This is a genomic window from Priestia sp. P5_B4 (genome assembly GCF_056400385.1).
In genome coordinates, this window is sequence record NZ_JBFULJ010000216.1 from 1 (window position 1) to 5,453 (window position 5,453).

The window sequence follows — 5,453 nt, forward strand, 5'->3', positions numbered from 1 at the left end:
GCTTTATACAGAGATGAGGCATCAGCTTTTTTATATGAGAAGGCTGCCAATAACAATTATAAAAGGAGGGACGTAAATGAAATTTGATGTAGCTGAATTAGTTGAAGCAAAACGTCAAATTGATTCAACTTTACATAAACTCAGACAGACAGTAAAAACGTTTGAAGGTAAAGAAAACGCTGATAGATATAAATCTCAAATCACCTTAGCTAAAAGACGGATACAAGCATTCGAAATTTCAGTGGCTCTTATTGAAAGGGAGATAAACGAACTTTCTAAAAGCTAGATGCTAGCTTTCAGAAAGTATGTATTCAACGACGTTATTTACCTTATGAATTACAAAACGTCGGAAAACGCTATATCACAGTAACAGCATTTTAATTCATCTTCAATTGTCGCTTAGAGTGGAATATTTTAAAAAAAGAAACCTTGAAAATACGAGCGTTTCTTTTTTTGTAATTAGTACTCTGCAGACGCGAGTATACCTTTTGGCTAAACTTGTTTCCAAAGCGGGCAGTCTTTGCACTTCTCAAAACGTATCCACGCTTTCTTTATCTCACTAAAAATAATTCATTCATTTATTTAAAATATTTAAAAATAAGGGTTGAAGGTGACGCAACGTAATCTAATATAGTTGAACTATGACATACCAAGAAGGAGAGTAACAAAAATGAACAATCCTTTTTAGGAACGTTATTAGAGTAAATGTAACGGATGGAGAGATGAGAAGTGAAGAATAAAGAACGAATTCGCTCTTTAGATATATTAAGAGGATTAGCGATTCTGGGAACACTAGGAACGAACATTTGGCTGTTTGCCTATCTGGGAGATATAAATTATATATTTACTTTTACCCATAACAAATGGTGGCTATCAGGAGATGATTTTTTAAGAATCCTTTTTCTATCCTTAATTAACGGGAAATTACTTGGGCTCTTAGCTATTATGTTTGGTGTTGGTTTAGAACTGAAATATCAGCAATCAAAACGATTAAATCAGACTTGGCCGGGAAGGTACATATGGCTGTCTTTAATCTTATTAACGGAAGGGCTTTTGTACTTTATTTTTGTCTTAGAGTACGACATTTTAATGTCTTATGCAGTAACTGCCATTGTCGTATCGTTTATCGTAAAAATGCGGAAGACGCTGATACGAATAACAATGATTAGTGCAGCAGCGATTCATCTTTTCTTTATAGTACTTGTGTTCTTAGGTGTGCTAACTAACTCAATAGGAGATGAGCTAGTTGCTGTCCCAAAAGAAGTGGTGAACCTTTATCAACATGGATCATGGATGAATCAAATGCAGTATCGACTTTTTCATTTTTGGGAGCTGCGCACAGAAGCAATTTTCGTCATTCCATTTAATATATGCATGTTTTTAATTGGTGCTTTACTAGTGAGAATAGGAGCTTTTGACCATAATTCCAATGGTATTAATATCAGAAAGAGGATGATGAAGGCGGGACTTTTAGTTGGGCTACCTCTAAACCTATTATTATTTGTTCCTGGAGGATACTTTGATTTTCCAGTGAGGTATGTATTTGCCCCTATTTTATCGCTTGGATACATGGGAGCCATTAGTTTACTAATTGAAAAATTTCAGGACTTTTCATTATGGAGCGTTTTAGAAAAAGTAGGTAAGATGTCTTTAAGTTGCTATGTGTTACAGAATGTTTTAAGCTCAATTTTATTTTATGGATGGAGCCTTGGGTGGGGTGGACACCCTCGTTCATTCTTCGTCATTTTTGTTTGGATACTAATCTGTTTGTTTCAAATGTTATTTGCTACTTTGTGGCTTCATTATTTTAAAATGGGTCCTATGGAATCAGCGCGCAAACGCTTAGCCAGTTTAGTTATAAAGAAAAATATAAAGAAAGATCTTAAATTGTAAGTCAGCTTCTTTTGATGAATATAAAACATGTTATAAGAAGCAAAACTTTCACATAGAATGTTATGTTAAAGTTATATTAGATATTGATAATTTTAACCAATTAATAGTCCGTAGAGGAGAATTAAAGAAAATGGCTAACTTTTTCTTAATACTTATCGGATTCTTTATTATCATTTCAAATATCGTTGGATTTATATCCTACAAAAAAAAGAAAAGTTTATACGCTGCTGCTTTTACAATATTGATACTGGCGGCTTTATTTGGGGCAATAGGCGGTACATTAGCACTGTTGATCATTAGAGACGCTTTTGCCATATTTTATGGTTTACAAGTTGGATACTACTTACTTATAAATAGCGCAATTGTTCTGTTACTGGCAGTTATAATTACAGTTATAAAACAATATAACAATAAATAAAAAATTTGCTTAGTACGACTTATACTTCGTAAGTTTATAGTTGTCATAACCAGCATTACAGAAAGCTATAAATTAAAAAAAGGGAGATTACATTTGTGGACTCCCTTTTTCTTATATTAAAATATTTATTATTGAATTAGCATTATTTTTTTGATACTGGTATCCAAATCTCACTTTTAAAAGTCGGTGAGGTTACATCCTTATGTTCATTCCATAAAATTTCTGGTCCCTCTACTTGTTCGTAATTTGAGGATGGAAACCATTCGGAATAAATCCGTCCCCATAAATCTTGTAAAGTATCAGGAAATGGCCCAACGGCTTCAAATACAGCCCATGTCAAAGCAGGTACTTCAAGCTTTATTAAATTATGGGGGCAATTCTTGGTTGTTGCTACCCCGATGTAATGATCAAGCTCCCCCTTTTCCTCCATTCGTCCTTCAGAAAAATTTACAGACGCACTAAGCAGCCCTAATGGTTTAACATTAGAAAGTTTTTTTAGTTTATCTATTGTTTCATCCTGTAAACTTTCCCACATAGCAGCAATCTTTGGGTTAACTCCGTGAAAAATTATAGGAACTCTTTCTTTAATGCCGACTATACGAAATGCCTCTTTTTCTTCAATTCGATAGTTCATTTCATCTCCTCCTTTAATCGATAGCTGGAAGGTCATGGGTGGATAAGCCTTAAGTGAACGGCCATCCTTTTTGGCTTCTGAAGGGCTTATACCATGCAAGTTTTGAAAAGCTCGTGTAAAAGAATCCGGTGAGTTGTATCTGTATTTAATCGCAATATCAATAACCTTCACGTTCTTATCTTTAAGTTCGAATGCTGCAAGAGTAAGTCTTCTTCTGCGAATGTATTCTGACAAAGTAATACCTGCAAGAAAAGAAAACATTCTCTTAAAGTGATACTCCGAGCAAAGAGCTAGCTTTACTACTTCTCTAAAATTTATATCGTTAGTTAGATTCTCTTCAATATAATGCAAAGCTCTGTTCATATTTTTAAGCAAATCCATTTTTATGACCTCCCTTATTGTCAGAATAGCAGGATTCAAACAATGCCATCCGACATTTTATGCACAATTATGTAGGTTTTTTCTCTATTCTAAGCTATATATGATATCAAAAACTAGTACACATAAATTATTCTTTCTGGCACACACCAAAAAAAAATCCCTTGGTAGGCAAGGGGTTCAATGAAGCTATAATTTCCGTTATATACAGATCTTTATCCATCCTCGATATAACGAGTTTATTCTCTTTCTCGAATAGCCCAAAGGTAGATGTTGATATACTTTCTACCTGTCGCTCAAAATTGTTAACGAGGAGTTTATAAGGATAGGGTAGACTTACTCCTCAAGAGATAGCTATAGAATTTTTAGAATTATTTTTCCTCTTTTTTAAAAATAAAATAAAAAAACACTTGATAATTTGTATGCGTTTTCATATTATAAGTAAAAAGGTAGTAACTTTTTTAGAAACGTTGTGATGTTATAAAGGGGGAGGGTGGTTTTAGTATCAACCTAGAGGAGATTATAAGTTTGGAAGTGTATCAAAATTGTAATCTCCTATGTGATGCATCTTTAATGTGAAGTCTTAAAATGTGTTAAACAAAGGGGGAGAACTTATGGAACAGCCATTGGTTCAAAATGTAGAACATTCAATTAATACACCTAAGAAACTAAGGCTTAAAGAGAAGGTTGCTTATGGATTGGGAGATGTAGGAAATAACTTTATGTTAGACTTGGGTCAAATTTATTTGCTGAAGTTTTATACCGACGCGTTAGGCTTGCCTTCTGCAACAGCAGGTTTAGTATTTTTAATTACGAAAATATGGGATGCGTTCGCTGATATTACAGTAGGTACTTGGATTGATAATCGAAAGAAGATAGGTCCTAAAGGCAAATTTAGACCATTCTTTCTTTATGCTGCAATACCGCTTGCTTTGATAACAATAGTCAGCTTTACTAATCCGGATTTTTCACTAACCGGAAAGATTATATGGGCATATGTAACGTATATGGCATTTGGAACGATTTATAGCATTTCAAATATTCCTTATGGATCAATGGTACCTGCGATGACAAAAGATCCTGTTGAAAGAGCAGAAATGGCATCATTTAGACAAGCAGGCTCAAATTTAGGACTTCTTATTACAACTGTAGGATTTATGCCGATTGTCTTAATGTTTAACAATCAATCTACTGGTTATTTAGTGGCTGTATCTATTTTTGCATTTTTGGGTGTTTTGTTACAAGTCTATTGTTATGCCAATGTAAAAGAAAGATATKTGTATGAAAAACCCCAAAATACAAACGTGAGGCTGACTGATAGCTATAAAGGGCTTTTTAAGAATACGCCTTTACTAATTCTTTGTTTAGTTAATTTGTTTACCTTTTCAGCTTTTAACGTAAAGCTTGCTGTACAAGTTTATTTTTGTCAGTACGTATTAAAAAACGTAGCAATCGTTCCTTATATGGGGTTTTTCAGTATTGGTTGTGTATTTATCGGCGTGGCAATGGTTCCTTTCATGGTCAAAAGGATTGGAAAAAAGTCTACGTACATATTGGGGTGCGCGATTTGGGCTGTAGGAGATATTTTAGCTTATGTTTTTGCAGATAATGCAGTGATTTTTATTACATTAGCTTGCTTTGCTTTCTTTGGAAGCTCATTTGTAAATAGTTTGAACTGGGCATTAGTTTCTGATGCTGTAGAGTATGGCGAATGGAAAACTGGCAATCGATCGGAAGGTGTCGTGTATTCTTTCTTTACTTTCTTCCGTAAACTTTCTCAAGCGCTTGCAGGCTTTATTCCTGGTGTTGTGTTAGGGATAGTGGGTTACGTTCCAAATGCGGTGCAGAATGCAAATGTGCTGCAAGGAATTAGAGGATTAATGTTTATTTATCCAAGTACATTAGCCATTGCAACAATTATTGTAATGTTTTTCTTTTATAAACTTTCAGATGATAAATACAATAAAATCGTAGCGGATCTTGCTAAAAGTAAAAATAGAATACCAATGTAAGATGATAGGTAAATTAGACGAAATACAAAATTAATTTAATAATCTAGCAAAAAGTACTTGAAATATTGGTGGCGTTTTCATATTATAAATATAAAGGTTATTATGAATTATATAAAGG

General features: G+C 33.8%; 5 protein-coding genes. 4 read left to right on the top strand and 1 reads right to left on the bottom strand.

Going from position 1 to position 5,453, the window contains the following annotated elements; translation table 11 throughout:
• Positions 1-76: 76 nt before the first annotated feature.
• The 3 genes from AC1DRF_RS15680 to AC1DRF_RS15690 all read left to right on the top strand — a co-directional run bounded on the left by AC1DRF_RS15680 (position 77) and on the right by AC1DRF_RS15690 (position 2,311).
• Positions 77-286, top strand: coding sequence for a hypothetical protein (locus tag AC1DRF_RS15680; RefSeq protein WP_043980934.1), 210 nt, complete (start codon positions 77-79; stop codon positions 284-286).
• Between the two features lie 443 nt (positions 287-729).
• Positions 730-1,893 (top strand): DUF418 domain-containing protein, encoded by a 1,164-nt coding sequence (locus AC1DRF_RS15685; protein WP_477741102.1) that lies wholly within the window; start codon positions 730-732, stop codon positions 1,891-1,893.
• Between the two features lie 130 nt (positions 1,894-2,023).
• Positions 2,024-2,311, top strand: a complete 288-nt coding sequence (locus AC1DRF_RS15690) for a hypothetical protein (RefSeq protein WP_043980937.1) — start codon at positions 2,024-2,026, stop codon at positions 2,309-2,311.
• A gap of 142 nt (positions 2,312-2,453) precedes the next feature.
• Here the strand turns inward: AC1DRF_RS15690 and AC1DRF_RS15695 are convergent, their stop codons facing one another.
• On the bottom strand, positions 2,454-3,326 hold the full coding sequence (locus AC1DRF_RS15695) for an AraC family transcriptional regulator (protein ID WP_477741103.1): 873 nt from the start codon (positions 3,324-3,326) through the stop codon (positions 2,454-2,456).
• Positions 3,327-3,937: 611 nt separating this feature from the next.
• Here AC1DRF_RS15695 and AC1DRF_RS15700 point away from each other — a divergent pair.
• Positions 3,938-5,335, top strand: a complete 1,398-nt coding sequence (locus AC1DRF_RS15700) for a glycoside-pentoside-hexuronide (GPH):cation symporter (protein ID WP_477741104.1) — start codon at positions 3,938-3,940, stop codon at positions 5,333-5,335.
• Positions 5,336-5,453 lie beyond the last annotated feature (118 nt).